Here is a 21,042-nt window from a genome sequence, read left to right on the forward strand (position 1 = left end):
GGTCGGCGGCCTGGGCGGCGGCGACGGCGGCGAAGGCCGCAGCCGATCCGAGAAGGGAGCTCTTCAAGAGCTTCATCGATATCTCCAAAAGCTTCGAGACCCGAGAGGTGCCCGGGCACCGCGGCGTTTGCCGTCTGGTTCCGGACTTGTTTTGCGTGGCCCCCGTCTTGAGTGCGGTGGGCTCTTGCGGGCCCGCTTCCGCGATGCCCCCAGTGCGGTTGCACTCTGTGCGAAGCTTGGAAGCGGGGCAACGTGGATTCACGCGCCCAGGCCCGGTTCCGGAGTCATGTTGCCGCCCCGCAACATTGGTGGAACCCTATAGTCGGCAAGGATTTGCGTCGATTGTGCACAAATCGGTGAGCGAATGCCGGGCTCGGCCCGGCGAGATCACGGACGCTGCGCGCCCCGTCGATCGTGCGAGTCCGCCGGCCGCGTCGCGACCATCGCAGGCCCGAGACGGGATAGCTCGGGATTCCTCAGGAATCCCACCCTCGGCCCCAGGCGTTCGGTCTCCGGATGCGCCGGATGTCTCGGGCTGTCAGGCTGCGGCCCGGCGGGGCTCGCGCAGTGCGGCGTGGGCCTGGACGAGGATGTCGAGCGGCAGCCAGGGGCGGCCGGTGCAAATGGCCGCCGGGGGCATCCGCGCTCGGCAGGCTTCGGGCGTGCGCGTACTCACCACCACGCGGATCCCCGGGCGCAGGGTGCCGGCAGCGGCGGCCAGGCGGTGCCCGTCCATGCCGCCCAGGAGCGCGTCGGCGGTGAGCAGCATGATCACGTCGTCGCCGCAGCGCTGCAGCACCTCGACGGCCGCCTCGCCGCTGGCGCAGGTGATGACGCCGAGTTCCGTCATCTCCAGAAGGGCCTCGGCCCGGGCTCGCGCCGCCGCATCCGCGTCGACCACGAGGACCAGGGGCGCCGTCGCGGTGATCCCGGACATCGCGCGTCCTCCTCGCTACGCCCCTCCCCGCTCGCCCGCGCGAAGGGCCGTGCCCCACGGGCTGGACCCGTCCGGTCCGGGCGGTCGCCGTTATCTCGGCGCTTGTCCGTCTATCCTGGGGCCCGCCCGGGCCGAGTCAAGGCCGCCCTGGACGTCAGAGCCGCAGCTCGACGCGCTCCCCGGAGAGGCGCACCGCGTCGGGCCGATGGCCGGTCTCGCCCACGGCGAAGCCGATCGCGGCCTCCCGGCTCCGGAACAGGCCGCCGGCGCGCCCGTGACTCGCGACGGCGACCCAGTGCCCGCGCCGGTCCTGGCCGACGATGAAGCGGATCGGATCGGCGGCTGCGGGGGTGCCGGAGACGGCGGCCGGGACGAGGGATGGCATGGTGCGCTCGGGGTTCACGCGGTCCTCCCGGAACCGCCCCCCTAAGCTGCGGCCGGCTGCATAAGGGGTCGAGCGGGACGTGCAGGCGATTCCATGAGGCGTCCATCAGGATCGTCCGGCCCGCACCACCGCGTCCCCCTCCTCCCTGGACCGGAAAGGCCGGGAATCCGGGGTGACGAAACACCGTCGCTCCGCTATCCCTCCACGGCACGCGAGGCGCGCAGGGCCTGTAGCTCAATGGTTAGAGCCGACCGCTCATAACGGTCTGGTTGCAGGTTCGAGTCCTGCCGGGCCCACCACCCTCCCCTCAAGCGCTTGATGCGCAACAAGTTATTGAGCAAGAACGGTTTTCGAAGCGCGACTGTGACACAGGGCGGACGAAACCGTGGCCCATCAGCCGAATCTCGCGATCAGAAGCGGGACCTTTCACCTCCGTACCAGAGTGCCCTCAGACCTAGTCCCAGTGATTGGGCGCCGCGAGGTCGTCGTCAGTCGCAGGACCAAAGAGCGGCGCGTTGCGCTTACCCGCTTCCGGCTGGAGCAAGCGCGGATCGAGCGGGAGTTCGAAGCCGCTCGGCGTCAGGCGAGCGAGACCGCGACCATTCGGAACGCCTTGGCCTCAGGGCGGTTGGAGAAGCTGGCACCGGGAGAGATCGAGGCCCTGGCACTCCGCTGGCTAGAGCATGCCGTGCAACCGGTTGCATCGAAGGCCATCGGCGAGCGCGACGGCAGGTTGGTTGATTGGGACGCTGTACTGGAGGAGACGAAGGCAGACGGGGACCTCCTCCGAAGCCCAGACCCTGATCACTGGGAGCCGATCGTGGACGGGGTCATCGACCGCGTTCTCCTATCGGCGGGCATGCCTCCCGAGCCGCAAGGACAAAGCAGGATCCAGCGGAGGGCTCAGCGCCCGATGGTCGATCGGACTACCGCGCAGTATGCGCAACTCGCGGCTCTCGTGCGCCGGGGCCTTATTGCTCTGAACCGGAGCGAGGTTTCCCGTCTCGATGGCGGACCATCGGGCGACCTCAACGGCTCCTTGCAGCCGCGTGACCTGCTCGATATTGCGCCCCGCCGGTCCTTGGATGAACCGATCCGCGCCTTCGCGAGCGATCCCGGCCGCAGCAGCCGCACCGGGAAAACTGAGGCCGGTTACGGCATGGTCTTCGGCTCCCGCTGAGGGAGGTCATCGCTGGAGAGACCGACGTAAGGCGCATTTCGCGCGACCAAGCGCGGCGGGTGCGTGACCTCTTTCGGTCGCTGCCACCGAATGCCACGAAGCGCTTCCCTGGACAGTCGCTCCAGCAGGCCGCCGAGATCGCGGCCAGCAAAGGGTTGCCGGCGCTCAATACGCACACGGTCAATTCGCACCTGACGAAGATCGCGACCCTCTTCAACTCGGCCGTGCGGGAGGAGTGGATCGAGAAGAACCCCGCGACGGGGCTTGCGATCGAGGAGTCCAGAGCGACACGCCGCTTCTCGCGCTCTTTCATGGTCTGCGGTTGAACGAGGCGTGCCAGCTCGGGCCTCAGGACATTGCCGAGCGCGCACGCAGGCCACTGCAAGCTCGCGGCTTTGATCAAACGATCGCTCCCGCTGAGGGTCTTGCCTGCAATGGCCGAGCCATTGATGCTGCGCCGCAGCGGATGGACTGCGACGGGAGCGACCTTTGGAAACGATCGGCCGTGACCTGCGCGAGATGCAGCGCATCCCTCTCGCCGCATCGCATGTCGCCGCATTGCGGGCGATCGGGGCCGAGAAGCACTACCCGGCCGGTGCCTTTCTCGTCCGTCCCGGTGATCCAGCCGATCGCTTCGTGTATGTCGAGGCCGGCGAGATCGAAGTCGTCAATCCCTTCACGGACGAGCGGCATCTCCCATCCACCCTCGGCCCGACCCAGTTCATGGGCGAGATCTCGTTCCTGAACGGCGGCGTCTGGTCGATGCCCATGCGGGCGAGCGCAGATACGGTCGTCACCGAGGTGCCGCGCCCCGCGATGCTGCGACTGATGTCTGAGATCCCGGAGATGTCGGACATTATCATCACAGTCCTAGCCGCACGGCGGCGTCGACAGCTCGACTCGCATGACGGCACGCTCGTGCTCATCGGCGAGGACAACGACCGTAGCGTCCGACGGATCGCAGAGTTCGCGAGCCGCAATCGGTTTCCCTACAGGACCTATCCGCTGAGCAGCCCGGAAGCGGCGAGCGTCGCCGCGGCCTGCTCGATCTCGCCTAACCGACCGGCGGTCATCTTCGGCCGGGACGTGGTCGTGACCGAGCCGACGCCCGCCAAGGTCGCGCGGCTGCTCGGCCTCGACTATGACCTCGTCGACGACGAGGACTTCGACGTGCTCATCGTGGGCGGCGGTCCGGCCGGGGTGGCAGCGGGCGTCTATGCGGGTGCGGAGGGGCTGCGCGCGTTGGTCATCGAGGATGTGGCGATCGGCGGTCAGGCCGGCACATCGAGCCGGATCGAGAACTACATGGGCTTCCCGACCGGGATCTCGGGCGCCGACCTCGTCTGGCGCGGCGAGATCCAGGCGATGAAGTTCGGCACACGCTTCGCGATGCCGCGACGGGTGGCGAAGTTGGAACGGCTTGAGGACGGATCGTTTTGTGCGACGTTTGACAACGGCCGGCGCGTCCGGGGACAGGCCGTCGTCGTCGCGACCGGCGTCCAGTACCGAAGATTGCCGATCGACCGGCTCGAAGCGTTTGAGGGTGCAGGCATCTACTACGCTGCGACAGAGATCGAGGCCCGCTACTGCCGGAATGCCGAGACGATCGTCATCGGCGGCGGCAACTCGGCCGGCCAGGCCGCGATGTATCTCAGCCGCTCAGCGCGACACGTTCGCCTCTTGGTGCGTGGGCAATCGCTCGCCACCTCCATGTCGAGGTACCTGTCGAGCCGGCTGGAGGCAGACCCTGCGATCACCATCGAGTATGGGGCCGAAGTCACCGACCTGCACGGCGACGACTGTCTCGACGCGGTGACGATCCGCACCGTCGCCGACGGAACGACGCGCCGGATCTCGACCTGTGCCGTGTTCGTCATGGTGGGCGCCGCCCCCAATACCGGCTGGCTATCCGGGCTCGTCGAGCTCGATAGACACGGCTTCGTCCTGACCGGAGATGCGATCGGCGCGCGTTCGCCTTATGCGACTTCGCATCCGGGCATCTTCGCGGTCGGCGACGTCCGCGCCAGCTCCGTCAAGCGGGTCGCAGCCTCGGTCGGCGAGGGATCGGTCGTCATCTCCAAGGTGTGGGAGTATGTTAGGACGTAGAGCTCGCCGCCCAGCACGCATCCGGTCGGAGTACCGGATCGACAAATGGCCGCCATTGGGAATCTCTACCGGCCGCATGTGCAATTGCTCGGTTTGATATTTCCTCCGGTGCTTGTCTCAATATTATTGCGAGGTGTATTCGTCAGATTATTCGATGCGACCCCGCGGTCAACTCTCGAGCCGGTGCGGTCCCTCGGCGCCAGGACGTGTTCCGCCAACGGGAGGGCGGCGCTCTCTTCGGGCGGGTGATGGGTGAATGACCCTGGAGAAGGCCGCGACGCCGTATCGGCCTTCACGCAAGATCGTCCTCGTGATCTTCCACGAAGCCAAGTCGCTCGACGTGATCGGCCCGATGCAGGTCTTCAACGACGCCGTCCGGGTGTCCGCCGGGATCGATCTGGCCCTGGCCTTGGTGGAGAGGGATCTCGGCCATCCCACCGCGCTGGGCTTGGCGCGCGACCTCGTGCTCTTTCTCAAGCGCCCGGGCGGCCAGTCTCAGTTCAGCGTGAAGTTGCGCCGCCAAACCCAGGACGCGCGTGGCCGTTTCGACGGGCTTCATGCCTGGATGCGAGCCAATCTCCAGAGCGACCTCTCGGTACCGGAACTGGCGGCGGTCGCGCCTATGAGTCCCCGCAACTTCGCTCGCGTCTACACGCGTGAGACCGGGGAAAGTCCTGCGAGGGCCGTCGAACAGATGCGGGTCGAAGAGGCTCGCCGTCTGCTGCAGTCCACCCATGACACCATCCAGACCATCGCCAACCGCGGCGGCCTTGGGTGTGACGAACGTCTGCGGCGCGCGTTCGTGAAGAGCTGTCGCCTTTCACCGCATGATTATCGCATTCGGTTGGCAAGTAATTCACATTGAAATCTGGTTCACTTGCATCTTCCGCGCATTGCCGGGGGAATGTTGGGCTGCAAAGGACAATTGTCCTAAAATCGTGTGGTTCGCTCATGCGCATGCTGGGATCGGCGACGTATCGGTTTGCGACAGCGACGAGCGAGGTCACGGCCCAGCCCAGGAATCTCAATCGGGCAGAGCGCGAGGCCAGTGCCGCGGACGGCAGAGATCACAGACGCCTTTAAACCGCTGCCCATCATGCGTCGCGGATCGGCAAGGCTTGGGCCGAGCGGCGACATCCGCAAGGCCCTGAAGTCATTCGGCGGCCGCGGCGAGCACGCTCCGAAGCAGGTCATCCAGTCCGCCGGCAACGGCGTCGACCTGCGGATTTCCGAATTGGCCGAACGTGCTGGCCGGGCGGTCGTACTCGAAGGCGACACCACCCACGGCATCCTCACGCAAGAGCACCCGGATCGGCGCGTAGAGCGCGGCCGATACGTCGTGCCGGGTCATCGATGCGGCCGTCAGGGGGTTGCCGATGTCGTACTGGATGGCCTTGCGGCTCAACCCGACGGTGAGAAGCACATCGCCGTGGTTCCGGGAGCCGAAGATCGAGAGCGGCGCCTGCCGTTCGAGGAGGTCGCGCGCCTCATCCACCTTCCTGGCCTTCAGGAGCTTGGCGTAATCGGGGTCTATGACGGGCACCGAAGCCTCCAAGGCGGACCGGACTGCCTCGAAAGACTTGGTCGAGGAAAGGGTGACGTGCTCGACGGTGATCGTGGTCGAGGTGAGCTGGCTGGTCATGGTTTCATCTCCGAATTTCATGAGGTGAACGGCCCGCCGCGCAGGCCGCGGCGGCTCGTCCTGACTGGTCCGAGGACGCGATCAGTTCATCGCCTCAAGCGCCCCGAGCTTGACCGTCATCGTGGTGGCCTCGACCGTGTTCGGGGCGTCGTGCAGCCATCGGACGGCACCCGCGGTCGCGAAACCGCCCTGCTTGAGGACCTGCGCGGCATCCGTCGCCACGGCCCGGTTCCGGTAGGCGACGGTGATGGTGGCGGGCGTCTTGAAGGGCTCGGCGGAGGCGAAGGCCGGCCGAGCCTGCTGCCAGCGCGTGATGGCCGGCACGAGGAGACCACCCTGCCCACGGATGTCGGCGGCGCTGAGCGCGACACCCGGCGTGTGGTAGGCCGCGCCCACAACAGGGGGGACGGAGAAGGTGCCGTGCGCGGCGGTGTCGAGGTTCGCCTCGGACGCGGAAGCCGGCAGGAGGGCCGCAACGGTCATCGTCAGGGCGGCGGCGAGGGTGCCGGTAGGGTGGGACATCTTCTGATCCTCTCGGTGTGACGGGTGGCCCGTCCTTCGATGAGGAGGAGATGCCGCCGGGGCGGTCATTCATCAAACAGATGCAGTTGATACCCGACATCTACGCCGTAAATGACGCCCGGATTTCTTTGACCCCTATGACGGTCGATCAATGTTGGGGAGCCTCATGATCGCGCTCGGTCCGGTGCCGCATCACCCCGCCGCCGTGGTCGACGTCCACCAGCGGGTCGAGCCATGACGATCAAGCACCGTGACCTCGCCGGCATCGACCTGAACCTGGTCGTGGCTCTGGATGCGCTCTTGACCGAGAGCAGCGTCACGCGCGCCGCCGCGAAGGTCGGCATCACGCAATCGGCCATGAGCAGCAGCCTCGCCCGCCTGCGCAGGCTCCTCGGGGACGAACTCCTGACCCGCACGCCGGACGGCATGCGCCCGACGCCGCGGTCGCTCGCCCTCGTCGAGCCGGTCCGAGCCGCCCTGCGCCAGTTCCAGGGCATCGTCCTCCGGGAGGACGACTTCGACCCCTCGACGGTCGAGCGGTCCTTCACGCTAGCCATCCCCGGCAGCGTCGAGGTGCGCCTCATCCCGCGCCTGCTCGCGTTCCTCGCACGCGAGGCACCCGGCATCCGCCTGCACCTGATCGGCCTCGATTACGGGAGCGTGCTGGGGGACCTCGACGCCGACAGGATCGACATGGCCGTCGGCATGATCTCCGAGGGCCAGGTCCACCATAAGGTCCGGCCCTTATATCGCTTCGGCTTCCTGAGCCTGTTCAATCCCCGGCTGCTCGGCGTGAGCGGTCCGCTGTCGCTCGACGACTTCGTCCGCTTCCCGCACATCCTGACCTACCTGACCGGCGTCGGCCCGGGGGTGGTGGACAAGGCGCTCGCGAAGGTGGGCCGGACGCGGAGGCTGGCGGCGACGACGCCGCGCTTCGCCACCGTGCCGTTCCACGTGCAGGCCGCACCCTTGATTGCGACGATGGCCGACGAGTTGGCCACGACCTTCGCGGCCCAACTCGGCTTGGCGACGAGCCCCGTGCCGGTGCCGACCGAGGAGATCGTCATCTCGATGCTGTGGCACGCTTCCTATGACCGAGATCCCGCCCATCGCTGGCTGCGGGAAGTCATGGTGCGTCTGGGGCGGGAGGCGGGGAGCGCGCACAGGGAAGATGCGGTCTAAACCGTTCCATCATGCTAACCGCACCTGGAGGCCTGCGCGAACGCGTGGGCAGGCCCGACGATGTCCCGCGCCTGGGATTTCCGGGGGGCGACGAGACCGACCGTGATGGTCCGTGCGCCCATCGTCACCCCTTCCCGACAGGTCACCCACTCGGTCGATCGGTCGATCGGTCGATCGGTCCGGTGGCTTCCCTTCCCCCCGTGCAGGCGGCGTGCCCTGTGGGCTGGCGACGATTCCGGGGGCCCGGCAGCGACGCTCAGTCATGCTGGCCGCAGCCGCACCCCGGTGCAGGGGCCCCGCCGGGCCAGCGAGAGGCCCGGATCACGCTGCAGAAGTTGCCCTTGCGGAAGCCCGGCTCCTTCTCGGCGATCACGTCGGCCTTGACGTTGCCGAAGCTGGTGCCCGGCGAGTATCGGCGCCTACACGCGGCGCCCGAGATCCTGTTTCAGCATCGCGCCCATGCCAATCGCGCACGGGCTCCCGAGAGATCATTCAAAAAAACCTTGGATTGAACGAGCGGTGCCCGCTGCAGGTCGGGAGACGTCGGGCCGACTTTCGGCCGCACTTTCCGACCCTTCATCGGATGGACGGCGCAGGCGGAGCACTTATCGCTCGCGCGCTCAGGCGGTTGCGCCGCCACCGACCGACAGCGACGCTCCCGTGATGTCGCTGGCTGCCGGCGATGCGAGAAGGAGTTTCGATCGTCGCGATGACGCGACCATCCTACGCCTTCCCGATGCCGGCCGGTGGCAGGCGTTCGAGCCGGCACGGATCGCGATGGTCTTTAACTTTGCTCAATCCCACGTTGCGGATCGCCGCCGCGCCTCCGCATGACACAGAACAGGGGCACCCCGCCGTCTCACGCCGAGTCACTTGCATGATGCAAGTGACTCGGCCATGTTAGGCCGATGCAACGCACGACCTTCGATCAGATGCCATGTCCCGTCGCCCGGTCTCTGGACCGAGTCGGCGAATGGTGGAGCATCCTCATCCTCCGGGACGCCTTCTACGGGCTGACCCGGTTCGACCAGTTCGCGCAGAGCCTTGGGATCGCGCCGAACATGCTGACACGCCGGCTCAAAGCCCTGTGCGACGCGGGTCTTTTGGAGCGGCGGCCCTATCAGGAGCGGCCGACCCGGTACGAATACATCCTGACGGAGAAGGGCCGCGATTTCCGGCCGGTGCTCTGGACCCTGTTCGCCTGGGGCAACCGCCACCTCGCCCCCGAGGGGGAGAGCGTGATCCTGACCGATCCGGCCACCGGCCTGCCCGTCGATCCCGTCGTGGTGGACCGGCGGACCGGCCGCCCCCTGGAAGAGGGTGTGCGCGTGGCGGCGGGCCCGGCCGCCAGCGACAGGCTCCGGCGCCGTTTCGAGCCCAACACCACGATCTGACAGCGGGAGCTACGGGGATGGGCGAGGCCGCGACAGCCGATGCGTTCGTGAAGGGCGATGGCGAGGAGTACCTCGTGGCACCGAGGCGACGCCTGTCGCGCAAGCGGGCAGCGTTCTGCGGGATCGCGCTTCTGGCGCTGGCCGGGGGCGGACTGTACGGCCGCTACTGGTGGGAGACCGGCCGGTTCATCGAGAGCACGGACGACGCCTATGTCGGCGGCGACGTGACGGTGATTGCCCCCCGTGTCCCGGGCATCGTGGCCGAGGTGCTGGTGAGGGACAACCAGCGCGTCGCCGCCGGAGACCTTCTCATCCGCCTCGACGACCGGGATTACCGCGCGGCCCTGGCGAAGGCGGAGGCGTCGGTGGCGGGTCAGGACGCCACGCTCCTCAACCTCGCCGCCACAAGGCGTCTGCAGGAGGCGGTGATCGCGCAGAACCGTGCCGAACTCGCGGGGGTAGAGGCCGAGGCGGCCCGCACCCGCTTCGACGTCGACCGCTATCGCGAGCTTTCGGCCAAGAGCTATGCCTCCGAGCAGCGCTTCCAGCAGGCGGATGCCGACGACAAGAAGGCTACCTCCGCCGTTGCCAAGGCTCGGGCCAGCCTCGATGCCGCCGCGCGACAGATCGCCGTCATCGACACGCAGAGCCGGCAGGCCGAGGCTGTCCGGGCGCAGGCCGTGGCCGAACGCGAGGCGGCCCGGCTGAACCTCGGCTACACCGAGATCCGCGCGCCGGCCGACGGCGTGGTCGGCAACCGCAGCGCTCGGACGGGCTCTTACGCCACGACCGGCGCCGGTCTCATCGCCCTCGTGCCGGCGGACGGCCTGTGGGTCGATGCGAACTTCAAGGAGAGCCAGCTCGCGCAGATGCGTCCGGGGCAGAGCGTCGGCATCGTCGCGGACGTGCTACCGGACGAGACCTTCACCGGCCATGTCGAGAGCCTCGCCCCGGCTACCGGCGCGCAGTTCAGCGTGCTGCCGCCCGAGAACGCCACCGGCAACTTCACCAAGATCGTCCAGCGGGTGCCGGTGCGTATCCGCCTCGACGGCGAGGGGGAGCGTCTCGGGCGCCTGCGCCCCGGCCTGTCGGTGACCGCCTCGGTCGACCGCCGGGGCGGATCGCCCCGGTCCGCCACCCCCGACGCGGGTGCTGCGGTCGTGGTTGGGGCGCTCGGCCGGTGAGCATCGCCGGCCGCACAGAGCTGAGCGAGGGGCGGAAGATCTTCGCCTTCGCGGTGATGTGCGTCGGCTTCTTCATCGCGCTCCTCGACATCCAGATCGTCTCGGCCTCCCTGAGGGAGATCGGCGGTGGCCTCTCGGCGAGCCCGGGTGAGGTCGCCTGGGTGCAGACCAGCTACCTGATCGCCGAGATCATCGTGATCCCGCTCTCGGGCTTCCTCGCCCGGGTGATGTCGACCCGCTGGTTGTTCTGCGCCTCGGCCGCCGGCTTCACCGCCACCAGCCTGCTCTGCGGCTGGGCCTGGGACATCGAGAGCATGATCGCCTTCCGGGCGCTCCAGGGCTTCCTCGGCGGCTCGATGATCCCGACCGTGTTCACCACGGCCTTCGCGTTCTTCCCCGGCAAGAAGATGGTGGTGGCCGCCGCGACCATCGGGGCGCTCTCCTCGCTGGCCCCGACGCTGGGGCCGACGGTGGGCGGCTGGATCACCGACAACTATTCCTGGCACTGGCTATTCTTCGTGAACCTCGTGCCTGGGATCTTCGTCGCCGTCGTGGTGCCGGTGATGGTGCGGGTCGACGAGCCCGAGCCGGCCCTCATCAAGACCGCCGACTGGATCGGCATTGCGCTCATGGCGCTGTTCCTCGGCTGCCTCGAATACACTCTCGAAGAGGGTCCTCGCTGGAACTGGACCGAGGACGCCACGATCCGCACGACGGCGTGGATCTCGGGGCTCGCCGGCATCGGCTTCCTCTGGCGCAGCCTGACCTATGCCCACCCGATCGTCGATCTCACGGCCCTCAAGAGCCGCAACTTCGCCCTGGGCTGCCTGTTCTCCTTCGTCACCGGCATCGGCATCTTTGCCACGATCTACCTGACGCCGCTGTTCCTCGGCCGCGTGCGCGGCTTCTCAGCCTTGCAGATCGGGCTCGCCGTGTTTTCGACCGGCGTGTTCCAGGTGATGGCAATCCCGGTCTACGCGATCCTCGCCCGGCGCATCGACCTGCGCTGGCTGATGATGTTCGGGCTCGGCCTGTTCGGTCTGAGCATGTGGTCGTTCACGCCGATCACGCACGAATGGGGTTGGCGCGAGCTGCTTTGGCCGCAGGCGATGCGGGGCTTCGCACAGCAATTTGCCGTGGCCCCGACGGTCACGCTGACGCTGGGCGGTCTCGCCCCAGCGAAGCTGAAGCTCGCCTCCGGCCTGTTCAACCTGATGCGCAACCTCGGCGGCGCCATCGGCATCGCGGCTCGCGCGACGATCCTCAACGATCGCACCAACCTGCACTTCCTGCGGCTCGCAGAGCACCTCAACCCGACGAACCCGGCGATGCTCGCGAACCTGCGCGGCATGGAGGTGCGGATGGCGAACGGCTTCGCTGGGGATTCGGCTCACGGGCACGCGGCGGCCCTGCGTCAGCTCTGGTCGCTCACCTACCGCGAAGCGCAGACGATGACCTACGCCGACGCCTTCGTGGTCATCGCCGGCTGCTTCGCCCTCGCCACCGCCCTCGTCCCGCTGATGCGCAGGGTCGGGCCGCCGAAAGGACCCGTCGCCGATGCCCACTGATGCCGCCCCCGACACCGCGCCGTCCCGCCGACGCGTCGTGGAATGGTCCGACCCCGCCCTCGTGGCGAAGGCCGGTCAAGGCCTCGACGGCCTCGCCTTCCTGCGGGCGATGATGGCGGGGGACGCTCCGCCTCCGCCGCTGATCGCCCTGCTCGGCATCGATCTCGTCTCGGCCGAGCCCGGCCGGGTGACGATGCGGATGGGGCCGGGCGAGTACCTCTACAATCCGCTGGGCTCCGTCCACGGCGGCGCGCTCGCGTCCCTCCTCGACAGCGTGATGGGCTGCGCCGTGCATTCGACGCTGCCCCTGGGCCGGGGCTACACCACGCTGGAGATCAAGGTGAACTACCTGCGCGCCGTCACGGCCGCGTCCGGGCCGCTCACGGCAGTGGGAGAGATCGTCCACGCCGGACGCCGGCAGGCGGTGGCCGAGGCCCGGCTCTCCGACGGGGCGGGGCGCCTCTGCGCCACGGCAAGCACCACCTGCCTGCTGATCGATCGGCCGCCCCCGGCGCCCGATCCGGTCGTGGCGGCCTGGACGCGAATCTCGTGACGGCCGCTCGTACCGCGAGGCCGGCGGTATCGGCGCTCGGTCTCGACCGGCCCGGCCTCGGAAGCGGGCCGCCCCCGCGGGATGCCCGCACGGAACGCCTGCTCAGGGGCCCGGTTCTCGGAACTTTGGTGCGCCTCGCGGGGCCCAACGTCCTGATGACTACCGCCCAGGCCTCGACGGGCCTGATCGAGACCTACTTCATCGCCCGTCTCGGCACCAATGCCCTGGCCGGCATGGCCCTCGTCTTCCCGATGCTGATGCTGGTCCAGATGATCTCGGCCGGCGCGGTCGGCGGCGGCATGCTCTCGGCTGTCTCTCGGGCGCTGGGCGGCGGTCGACTGGCGGAGGCGAACGGTCTGGTTTGGCACGCGGTGGCGATCGCGGTCGGGCTCGGTGTGCTCACCACCGTCGCGGCGCTGCTCGCCGGCCCGCACCTCTACGCCGCCATGGGGGGAAGCGGAGCCTCGCTCGCGGCCGCACTCGCCTATTCGGATGTGGTCTTCGCCGGCGCCGTGCTGCTCTGGCTGTTCAACGCGCTGGCCGCCGTGATCCGGGGCACCGGCAACATGCTGCTCCCGGCCGGGGTGATGTGTGCGGGCACGGTCGCCCTCATCCCGCTCTCCCCCGCCCTGATCTTCGGCCTCGGGCCCCTGCCGCACCTCGGCGTTGTCGGCGGAGCGTTCGCGGTCCTGGCCTACTATGGGGCGGGGATCGTTATCTTCGCCGGCTACCTCTGGTCCGGCCGCGGGGTTCTGCATCCGTCGGTCCGGCCGCCGGCCCTGTCCCGGACCGCGCTGGCATCGATCCTCCGGATCGGTGCCGTCTCGGCCATCGTGAGCGCCACCACGAACGTGACCGTCGCCACGGCGACCGGCCTTGTGGGCGTGGCCGGGCCGTCGGCGGTCGCGGGGTACGGCACGGGGGCGCGGCTGGAATACCTGCTCGTGCCCATGGTGTTCGGCCTCGGAGCGCCGCTTGCCGCGATGGTCGGGACGGCCGTGGGCGCGGGAGACGTCGCCCGCGCGCGGCAGGTGGCCTGGACGGGGGCGGTGATCGCCGGCCTCCTCGCAGAGGGGATCGGGCTCGCCGCCGCACTCCGACCCGAGGTCTGGCTGCACCTGTTCGACCAGGACAGCGGCATGCTCGCTGTCGGTGCGCTCTACCTTCGTCTGGTCGGGCCGTTCTACGGCCTCTTCGGCGTCGGGCTGGCCCTCTACTTCTCCGCCCAGGGGGCGGGACAGGTGGCGTGGCCGCTGGTGGCAGGTTTGCTACGCGTCACCGTCGCACTCGGCGGAGGCCTGCTGGCCCTGCATCTCGGCTACGGGCTGGAAGGCCTGTTCCTCGCTCTCGGGGCGGGTCTCTCCACCCTTGCTTTCATCAATGCCGGCGCCTTGGCGTCCGGGGCGTGGCTCGGACGATCTCGGACGACGACCGCTCCGCCCCCGGCACCGCACAGGACGTGACGGGCCGGTGGTTATGCCGGTTCGTCATTGGCGGACCTCCTGCTTCCGATCCCGGCGAGCCGAAGAATGCTCTAGTTCATTGTTTTTGAACCATTTTCTTGCGCCGAACCTGCATCCGCTTCGGCGGAACATGCTCTCGGCACAAATCCCCAAGGCTGCCATTCCCTATGCCCGCTTCCACGATGAACACTGTCGCGCGCCTCGTGTCGGGAACTCCTGTGCCTTTCGGCGGCGACCGCATGACCGTGATCACGCCGGAACTCGCGGAGGCCTTCCAACTTGGCGATCACCTGCTGGTCCTGCAGGAAACCGGAGACCTGCTCCACACCCCCGCGGTTCAGATCGCCTTGGCCGCCGCCGCAGTGGACCGGGCGCATGCAGCCTTCATGAAGATGTCGACGATACCGGATCAAGGCATCGAGCGGTTTTTCGACCGTTTCGCTGCGCTCCTCGAAGGCCCGTCTGCTTGGCATGCCATCGCCGAGGCGAACCGGCAGGACGTTGAGCGCGCCGTTCGTGGGCGACGGGTTCACCCGGTGGGTCGACGGGCAATACGCTTTGAACCAGCCCGAACTCGGGCTCTCCAACCGGCAGAGCGGCCGTCTCCTCGCCCGGAGCGCCATGCTGTGCGGGGGCGGTGTCTTCCCGCTGCGCAGCCGCGTCACGCAGGACGACCCACAGCTGCGGCGATGAAGGATCGGAATGCGAGATCGACCTTAGGACCGGTCATGGAGATCTCGGCGGCCGGCCGGCGACATCCTGTTCGGCGTTGATCGCTGGCGCAATACCTTGGCGTGCAGCGATCTTTCCGAGGCACGTCAGGCCTCCTGGTACGGCGGAGCGCATCGAATCCAGCGTGATGTCACCGGTTCTGTTCACGCGCGTGCATGGGCGACTCTGAGGCCGGATGAGGGAGGGCGGCGACCGTCGCCACCCCCGCCTCGACAGGTCGGAGCTGAAGTCCCGCAAAAATCCAAATCGCCAGAGGTCCGTCAGCCCCCGGCCTGCAGCGCGGCTTCGAGCTGCGGCCCGGTCTGGGACCATAGCTGGCCGATCTGCTGCGCCGTGGGATCTGGGAAGATCGAGGTCCGACCTTCGGCGAGCCCCTGGACGATGTTGGCGGCCGCGTGTTCGGGCGATGCCTTCTCCATCGGGATGTCCCGGGCCAAGTCCGTGTCGACGGGACCGGGATAGATCCCGACAACGCTGACCCCGGACTTCGCCAAGGTGCCACGTAGCCCCTGGGTCAACGACTGCAGGGCGGCCTTGGAGGCCGAGTAGCCGGCCAGAAGCGGCACGGGCGCAAGGCCGACGATGCTGACGACGTTCGCAATCGTCCCCGATCCCCGGCCGGTGAGATGCGGCAGGAATGCCCGGACGACCCGCAACGTGCCGTAGTAGTTGACGTTCATATCCGCCTCGACCGCGTCCTGGTTCGTGGCGATCCAGTCGCCGAACGCCATGGTGCCGGCGTTGTTGACGAGGATGTCGAGGTCCCTGGCGGTTCCGGCGGCCGCGGCGACGGATGCGTCGCTGGTCACGTCGAGCTGCAACGGGACGACCCGGCGGTCGCCGAAGTCGGGCAGCGAAGCCACGCTTCGCGCGGCGGCGTAGACTTTCGCCACATCCGCCTTGAGGAATTCGCGGACAACGGCCGCACCGATGCCGCGGTTGGCGCCGGTGACCAGTACCACCTTGTTCTGCAGGGACATGATCTCTCTCCGATCAGCGTCGCGCACCGGACAGGTCTCGCGGTGATGTAAACCGATCTGTTTACATGGGGCTCACGTAAACAGATCGGTTTACCCGGTCAAGGCCACTCGGTATGGTGCGGAGGGATGGAGTGGAGGCCGATGGCCGGCGACATACGGGGCGAGGACAAGAAGCGTGAGATCGTGCGGCAGGCTTTCGACCGCTTCTACGACGGCGGTTTCCACGCGACCGGCGTCGATGCCGTCCTTTCGGAGAGCGGCATCTCGAAGCGTACGCTGTACAAGTATTTCCCGACTAAGGACGACCTGATCGAAGCGGTACTTGACCTCTACGGACAAGTCATCGTCGGGAAGCTCTTTGATCCCGTGGCGGCTTCGAACCAAGAACCCCGCCAGCAGATCATGGCCTTCTTTGATGCCCGCAAGGCGATGATCGACGAGAACCCGACGCGAGGCTGCCTGGGTATCAAGGCCGCCCAAGAGTTCGTGGGCAAGAACGCCGGCCTGGCCGCGCACGGGAAGCGGGCCGCGCACTACGTCGAGCGACGCTTCATCGACCTGTGCGAGCGGGCCGGGCTCGCGAAGCCGGCCGAGGTCGGCAAGCAAATCAACGTGCTGTTCCAGGGAGCTCTGCTGCTCTCGCAGGTCTACGGCGACGGTTCACCCTTCGTGTCCGCCAAGCTTGCGGTCGCTGCGCTCCTCGAGGCAGCCGACGGGCCTGCATCCTCGGGCCGTCCGTGAGGCCGCGTCGGTAGCGTCAGGCGACAGGTTCCACGGGCGCGGCGGGCCCTTCGACCCCTCCGGTCTCGTCACGGCGACGTTCCAGAGGGCGCAACCAGGGCAGTTCGCTCCGTCCAGGAGGTCTGTCCGATCCGCCAACCCGCCGACGTTGTGCGCTCCCGCACCCCTGGCAGGACGACCGTACTGCGGCGGCATTGACGACCGTCTCACATCGAAATAAATGTCGACCGTAATGAATACGGTGGTCGGGAACGGCCACAAAGGAGCGGTGCGATGGACCCCAAGGCTTTCCTTGTGCTGACCCCGCTAGCTCTGGCGGCATGCTCGCCGGCCGAGACCGCCGTGCCCCCGGAGCCGCCGCTGGTCCAGACCATCGCGGTCGCTCCGGCGAAGGCTGGCATCGCGCGCTACACCGGTGTCATCCGCGCTCGCACCGAGAGCAACCTCGGCTTCCGGGTCGGCGGCAAGATCTTCGAGCGCCTCGTTGATCCCGGGGACCACGTCCGGCTCGGGCAGCCCCTGATGCGCCTCGACCGGACAGACTTCACCTTGGCCCTCAACGCGGCGCGGGCCTCGGTCGAGGCGGCCCGGGCACAGATGATCAAGGCCAAGGCCGACGAGGAACGCAGCCGAAAGCTCGTTGGGGACGGCTGGACCTCGAAGCAGACCTACGACCAGAACAAGGCCGCGGCGGACGCGTCCATCGCGCAGTTCGCCAACGCTGAGGCGCAGGCGAGCCAGATCGCGAACCAAGCCGGGTATTCCGAGCTTCAGGCCGATGCCGACGGCGTCGTGATGGAGGTTCCGACCGAACCGGGGCAGGTCGTCGCCGCCGGCCAGACCGTCGTCAAGCTGGCGCGCGACGGCGCCCGCGAGGCGGAGGTGTTCCTGCCGGAGGGGAGCCGGCAACGCGCTAAGGGGGCAGCGTCGGCCACCCTCTACGCCGAGGGCGAGACGACCTACCCAGCCAAGCTCAGGGAGCTTTCCGCCACCGCCGACCCGGCCACGCGGACCTACCGGGCGCGCTACATCCTGTCGGGCGGAGGCGAGGCCGCGCCGCTCGGCGCCACGGTGACGCTCCGGCTCACGCCGCCGGATGCCGGACGCGCGACGTCGGTCGACGTGCCGCTCGGGGCCCTGTTCGACGCCGGGCAGGGTTCGGCGGTCTGGAAGTTCGACGCCGACACCAACACCGTCACCGCCCAGCCCGTCTCGGTCGCCCGCATGTCGGAGGAAGGCGCCCAGGTCGTGTCCGGCCTCAGCCCGGGCGACCGCATCGTGGCGCTCGGCGCCCACCTCCTGAAGGCCGGCCAGACGGTGCGGCAGGCCCCCTCAAGCCTGACGGGAGCGGCGCGATGACCGGCTTCAATCTCTCCGCCCTGGCGGTCCGCGAGCGCGCCGTCACGCTCTTCCTCATCATCGCGGTGACCGCTGCGGGCTTCTTCGCCTTCCAGAAGCTCGGGCGCGCCGAGGATCCGGCCTTCACCGTGAAGACGATGTCGGTCTCGGCCGCCTGGCCCGGCGCGACCACCTCGGAGATCCAGCGGCAGGTCGCCGACCCCCTTGAGAAACGCCTTCAGGAACTCGTCTACTACGACCGCGTCGAGACCACCGTTCGGCCCGGTCTCATGCTGATGAAGGTCTACTTCAAGGACAGCATGCCGCCGGCAAGGTTGCAGGCGGAGTTCTACCAGGCCCGCAAGAAGCTCTCCGACCAGGCCTCCACCCTCCCGCGCGGCGTGCTCGGACCGCTCTTCAACGACGAGTTCTCGGACGTCTACTTCGCCCTCTACGCGCTCCAGGCGCAGGGGCTGCCGCACCGGCACCTCGTGCTGCGCGCCGAGGACCTGCGCCAGCGGCTGCTGCGGGTGCCCGGCGTCGAGAAGATCAACATCCTGGGCGAGCAGGCCCAGAAGATCTTCGTCGAGATCTCCTACCAGCGCCTGGCTACGCTCGGCATCACCGGCCAGCAATTGCTCGCGGCGCTGGCCAACCAGAACGACGTGACACCGGCCGGATTCATCGAGACCACCGGTCCGCGCGTCTACCTACGGCTGGACGGCGCCATCGACGGCCTCGACACGATCCGCAACCTGCCGGTGGCGGTCGGGGACCGCAGCCTCAAGCTCGGGGACATCGCCGAGGTAAAGCGCGGCTATGAGGACCCGAAGGTCTTCGAGATCCGCAACGACGGCGAGCCGGCGCTGATGTTGGGCCTCGTGATGAAGCCGGGCTTCAACGGCTTGGCGCTCGGCGAAGCGCTCAACGCCGAGGAGGTGGCGCTCCACCACGAACTGCCCACCGGCATCACCTTCACCAAGATCACCGACCAGGCGAAAGTGATCGATGACGCCATCCAAGAGTTCATGGTGAAGTTCTTCACCGCCCTCTCGGTGGTCATCGTGGTCAGCCTCGTGGCGCTGGGCTTCCGGGTCGGCATCGTCGTGGCGCTCGCGGTCCCGATCACCCTCGCGGCCGTCTTCGTGGTCATGATGCTCACCGGCCGCGACTTCGACCGCATCACGCTGGGTGCGCTGATCATCGCGCTCGGCCTGCTCGTGGACGATGCCATCATCGCCATCGAGATGATGGTGGTGCGCATGGAGGAAGGCTACGACCGCATCGAGGCCGCGACCCATGCCTGGAGCGCCACCGCCGCGCCGATGCTCACCGGTACCCTCGTCACCATCGCGGGCTTCCTGCCGGTCGGTTTCGCCGCCTCCACGGCGGGCGAGTACGCCGGTAACATCTTCTGGGTGGTCGGCTTCTCGCTGATCATCTCGTGGATCGTGGCCGTGACCTTCACACCCTATCTCGGCGTCAAGCTCCTGCCCGACATCAAGAAGGTGGAAGGCGGCCACGAGGCGATCTACGCCACGAGGAACTACGAGCGCCTGCGCCGCGTGGTGCGAGCCTCCGTCGACCACAAGTGGCTGGCGGCCGGGATCACGGTCGGACTGTTCGCGGCGGCCGTCATCGGCATGGGCAGGGTCGAGAAGCAGTTCTTCCCGAACTCGGAACGTCCCGAACTCATCGTCGAGGTGACCCTGCCGACAGGCTCCGCCTTCGCCACCACCGAGGCGAGCGTGAAGAGGGTTGAGGCGGCCGTCCGTGGGCTCCCCGAGGCGCGCGAGATCACGAGCTACATCGGCCAGGGCATGCCGCGCTTCGTGCTCTCGTTCGATCCCGAGCTGCCCGATCCTGCCTTCGCTCAGATCGTCGTCCAGACCTCCGACGCCGCGTCCCGCGACGCGCTCCGCATCAAGCTTCGCAAGCTCGTGAGCGACGGGCTCTTCCCCGAGGCGCGGGTGCGGGTCCTGCAGATCGTGTTCGGCCCGCCGATCCGCTTCCCCGTCGCCTTCCGTGTGGTCGGATCGGACCCCGACGTCATCCGCGGCATCGCCGCGGAGGTCCGGGATGTCATGATGGCCAACCCGAACATGAGGCTGGTGCATCTCGACTGGGGCGACAGGACGCCGAGCCTGCACCTCGCCCTCGACCAGGAGCGCCTGCGCCTGATCGGCCTGACGCCCAAGGAGGCCGGCCAGCAACTGCAGAGCTACCTCAACGGCACGCCGGCAACCCAGGTCCGCGAGAACCAGCGCGCGGTAGACGTGCTGCTGCGCAGTCCCGGCCCGGAGCGGCGCTCGCTCGGCGACATCGGCGACCTGACCCTGACCACCCATGACGGGCGCCAGGTGCCGGTCTCGCAGGTCGCCCACCTGGAGAGCCGCAACGAAGACGCGGTGCTCAAGCGTTACAATCGCGAGACCTACATCCGCGTCCAGGGCGACGTGCTCGACGGGAAACAGCCGCCAGACATCCACGCACAGATCTTCCCCGAGCTCGACGCGATCAAGGCGAAACTGCCGATCGGCTACCGCATCGACACGGCCGGCGCGGTCGAGGAGAGCGCGAAGGCGATGAACGCCCTGGTCGCGGTCTTCCCGCTGATGTTGATCGTGACGCTGACGGTCATCATGCTGCAGGTGCGCTCGTTCACCACCATGTTCATGGTGTTCGCCACCGCGCCGCTGGGCCTCGTCGGCGCTGTCCCGACGCTCCTGGTCTTCCACCAACCGTTCGGCTTCAACGCGATCCTGGGCCTGATCGCGCTGTCCGGCATCCTGATGCGCAACACGCTGATCTTGGTGGACCAGATCCACCACGACCGAGCCGCGGGGCTGTCGGACTACGAGGCCATCGTGGAGTCGACGGTGCGGCGGGCGCGTCCGGTGATCCTGACGGCGGCGGCCGCGATGCTGGCCTTCATCCCGCTCACCCACTCGGTGTTCTGGGGGGCGCTGGCCTACGTCCTCATTGGCGGCGTCGGCGTGGGCACGGTCCTGACGCTGCTGTTCCTGCCGGCCCTCTACGCCCTGTGGTTCCGGGTCATACGGGCGCCCGTCGCAACTGGCGTCGCATCCGGATCCGACGCGATGCCGGTTCCGGCGGAGCCTTGATCCAGAGACA

Annotated in this window: 19 protein-coding genes, 1 tRNA gene and 1 pseudogene; 14 read left to right on the forward strand and 7 right to left on the reverse strand. The window is 68.1% G+C overall.

Going from position 1 to position 21,042, the window contains the following annotated elements:
• Positions 1-538: 538 nt before the first annotated feature.
• Entirely contained in the window at positions 539-937 is a 399-nt protein-coding gene (locus MET9862_RS08630) for a response regulator (protein WP_142582631.1), read from the reverse strand.
• Between the two features lie 154 nt (positions 938-1,091).
• A complete protein-coding gene (locus MET9862_RS08635) occupies positions 1,092-1,322 on the reverse strand; it encodes a hypothetical protein (protein ID WP_142582687.1) in 231 nt (76 codons plus the stop codon).
• Between the two features lie 223 nt (positions 1,323-1,545).
• On the opposite strand from MET9862_RS08635, the gene MET9862_RS08640 reads away from it, so the two are divergent.
• The 5 genes from MET9862_RS08640 (at position 1,546) to MET9862_RS08660 (ending at position 5,473) form a co-directional block, all read left to right on the forward strand.
• Positions 1,546-1,621, forward strand: a tRNA-Ile gene (locus MET9862_RS08640).
• 86 nt (positions 1,622-1,707) lie between these two features.
• Positions 1,708-2,502, forward strand: a complete 795-nt coding sequence (locus tag MET9862_RS08645) for a DUF6538 domain-containing protein (RefSeq protein ID WP_306438897.1) — start codon at positions 1,708-1,710, stop codon at positions 2,500-2,502.
• A 59-nt stretch (positions 2,503-2,561) separates the two neighbouring features.
• Positions 2,562-2,828, forward strand: coding sequence for a phage integrase SAM-like domain-containing protein (locus MET9862_RS08650; RefSeq protein ID WP_142582633.1), 267 nt, complete (start codon positions 2,562-2,564; stop codon positions 2,826-2,828).
• Positions 2,829-2,991: 163 nt separating this feature from the next.
• Entirely contained in the window at positions 2,992-4,608 is a 1,617-nt protein-coding gene (locus tag MET9862_RS08655; protein ID WP_142582634.1) for an FAD-dependent oxidoreductase, read from the forward strand.
• 256 nt (positions 4,609-4,864) lie between these two features.
• The gene (locus MET9862_RS08660; protein WP_142582635.1) at positions 4,865-5,473 is read left to right on the forward strand and encodes a GlxA family transcriptional regulator; all 609 of its coding nucleotides are present in this window, start codon (positions 4,865-4,867) and stop codon (positions 5,471-5,473) included.
• A gap of 288 nt (positions 5,474-5,761) precedes the next feature.
• On the opposite strand, the gene MET9862_RS08665 is transcribed toward MET9862_RS08660, so the two are convergent.
• Together MET9862_RS08665 and MET9862_RS08670 are read right to left on the reverse strand one after the other, a co-directional pair.
• Positions 5,762-6,250, reverse strand: coding sequence for a DUF302 domain-containing protein (locus tag MET9862_RS08665; RefSeq protein ID WP_142582636.1), 489 nt, complete (start codon positions 6,248-6,250; stop codon positions 5,762-5,764).
• Between the two features lie 81 nt (positions 6,251-6,331).
• The gene (locus MET9862_RS08670; protein ID WP_142582637.1) at positions 6,332-6,772 is read right to left on the reverse strand and encodes a hypothetical protein; all 441 of its coding nucleotides are present in this window, start codon (positions 6,770-6,772) and stop codon (positions 6,332-6,334) included.
• Between the two features lie 234 nt (positions 6,773-7,006).
• Here MET9862_RS08670 and MET9862_RS08675 point away from each other — a divergent pair, with 234 nt between their 5' ends.
• A complete protein-coding gene (locus MET9862_RS08675; protein ID WP_142582638.1) occupies positions 7,007-7,954 on the forward strand; it encodes a LysR family transcriptional regulator in 948 nt (315 codons plus the stop codon).
• A gap of 256 nt (positions 7,955-8,210) precedes the next feature.
• On the opposite strand, the pseudogene MET9862_RS29990 reads toward MET9862_RS08675, so the two are convergent.
• Positions 8,211-8,360 (reverse strand): annotated as a pseudogene (locus MET9862_RS29990) (phosphohydrolase); the annotation flags it as partial.
• Positions 8,361-8,862: 502 nt separating this feature from the next.
• Between MET9862_RS29990 and MET9862_RS08690 the strand changes: the two are divergent.
• From MET9862_RS08690 to MET9862_RS08710, 5 genes are all read left to right on the forward strand, one after another.
• The gene (locus tag MET9862_RS08690) at positions 8,863-9,348 is read left to right on the forward strand and encodes a winged helix-turn-helix transcriptional regulator (protein ID WP_185156799.1); all 486 of its coding nucleotides are present in this window, start codon (positions 8,863-8,865) and stop codon (positions 9,346-9,348) included.
• 17 nt (positions 9,349-9,365) lie between these two features.
• A complete protein-coding gene (locus MET9862_RS08695) occupies positions 9,366-10,532 on the forward strand; it encodes an HlyD family secretion protein (protein WP_142582639.1) in 1,167 nt (388 codons plus the stop codon).
• Positions 10,529-12,100 (forward strand): DHA2 family efflux MFS transporter permease subunit, encoded by a 1,572-nt coding sequence (locus tag MET9862_RS08700; protein WP_142582640.1) that lies wholly within the window; start codon positions 10,529-10,531, stop codon positions 12,098-12,100. The genes MET9862_RS08695 and MET9862_RS08700 overlap by 4 nt, the downstream gene beginning before the upstream one ends.
• A complete protein-coding gene (locus MET9862_RS08705) occupies positions 12,090-12,653 on the forward strand; it encodes a PaaI family thioesterase (RefSeq protein ID WP_142582641.1) in 564 nt (187 codons plus the stop codon). Before MET9862_RS08700 ends, MET9862_RS08705 begins: the two co-directional genes overlap by 11 nt.
• A 155-nt stretch (positions 12,654-12,808) precedes the next feature.
• Complete coding sequence (locus tag MET9862_RS08710) at positions 12,809-14,116, forward strand: MATE family efflux transporter (RefSeq protein ID WP_244612633.1); 1,308 nt, start codon at positions 12,809-12,811, stop codon at positions 14,114-14,116.
• Between the two features lie 71 nt (positions 14,117-14,187).
• Here the strand turns inward: MET9862_RS08710 and MET9862_RS29260 are convergent, their stop codons facing one another.
• Together MET9862_RS29260 and MET9862_RS08725 are read right to left on the reverse strand one after the other, a co-directional pair.
• The gene (locus MET9862_RS29260) at positions 14,188-14,649 is read right to left on the reverse strand and encodes a hypothetical protein (protein ID WP_185156800.1); all 462 of its coding nucleotides are present in this window, start codon (positions 14,647-14,649) and stop codon (positions 14,188-14,190) included.
• Positions 14,650-15,108: 459 nt separating this feature from the next.
• Positions 15,109-15,828, reverse strand: a complete 720-nt coding sequence (locus MET9862_RS08725; RefSeq protein WP_142582642.1) for an SDR family oxidoreductase — start codon at positions 15,826-15,828, stop codon at positions 15,109-15,111.
• Between the two features lie 141 nt (positions 15,829-15,969).
• Here MET9862_RS08725 and MET9862_RS08730 point away from each other — a divergent pair, with 141 nt between their 5' ends.
• The 3 genes from MET9862_RS08730 to MET9862_RS08740 all read left to right on the forward strand — a co-directional run bounded on the left by MET9862_RS08730 (position 15,970) and on the right by MET9862_RS08740 (position 21,032).
• Positions 15,970-16,569, forward strand: coding sequence for a TetR/AcrR family transcriptional regulator (locus MET9862_RS08730; protein WP_142582643.1), 600 nt, complete (start codon positions 15,970-15,972; stop codon positions 16,567-16,569).
• Positions 16,570-16,842: 273 nt separating this feature from the next.
• Complete coding sequence (locus MET9862_RS08735; protein ID WP_142582644.1) at positions 16,843-17,928, forward strand: efflux RND transporter periplasmic adaptor subunit; 1,086 nt, start codon at positions 16,843-16,845, stop codon at positions 17,926-17,928.
• On the forward strand, positions 17,925-21,032 hold the full coding sequence (locus MET9862_RS08740) for an efflux RND transporter permease subunit (protein ID WP_142582645.1): 3,108 nt from the start codon (positions 17,925-17,927) through the stop codon (positions 21,030-21,032). The genes MET9862_RS08735 and MET9862_RS08740 overlap by 4 nt, the downstream gene beginning before the upstream one ends.
• Positions 21,033-21,042 lie beyond the last annotated feature (10 nt).

Origin of the sequence: Methylobacterium symbioticum (genome assembly GCF_902141845.1) — a bacterium.
Classification (GTDB): domain Bacteria; phylum Pseudomonadota; class Alphaproteobacteria; order Rhizobiales; family Beijerinckiaceae; genus Methylobacterium; species Methylobacterium symbioticum.